This window comes from Stenotrophomonas sp. SrG, from assembly GCF_050031795.1.
In the GTDB taxonomy this organism is placed as follows: Bacteria; Pseudomonadota; Gammaproteobacteria; order Xanthomonadales; family Xanthomonadaceae; genus Stenotrophomonas; species Stenotrophomonas rhizophila_A.
In genome coordinates, this window is record NZ_JBNBBE010001332.1 from 1 (window position 1) to 236 (window position 236).

Sequence of the window (236 nt, forward strand, 5' to 3'; positions counted from 1 at the left end):
TCCGCCGTGACGGTGACGTCGCACCTGGCGAGCCTCATATACCCGCGACGCGCGACCCCCCCCACCGAGGCCATCCACACAGGACGGCGCCGGGGGCTGGTGCGTTCGGCAGCTTCACGGTCACGGCGGATATTTCCCTCTACTGCAGCGCATATGTGTTTGCCGGCATCGGCCGGTCCACGCCCGTGTTCGTCCGCTTCTCCACCGACGCCGGCGAACGCGGGGCGGCCGACGCA

Annotated in this window: 1 protein-coding gene; it reads left to right on the top strand. The window is 69.9% G+C overall.

What is annotated here, in order from left to right; all coding sequences use genetic code 11:
* Positions 1–38: 38 nt before the first annotated feature.
* A partial coding sequence (locus ACQG3P_RS23755; protein WP_426806421.1) for a catalase occupies positions 39–236 on the top strand: 198 nt, incomplete at its 3' end.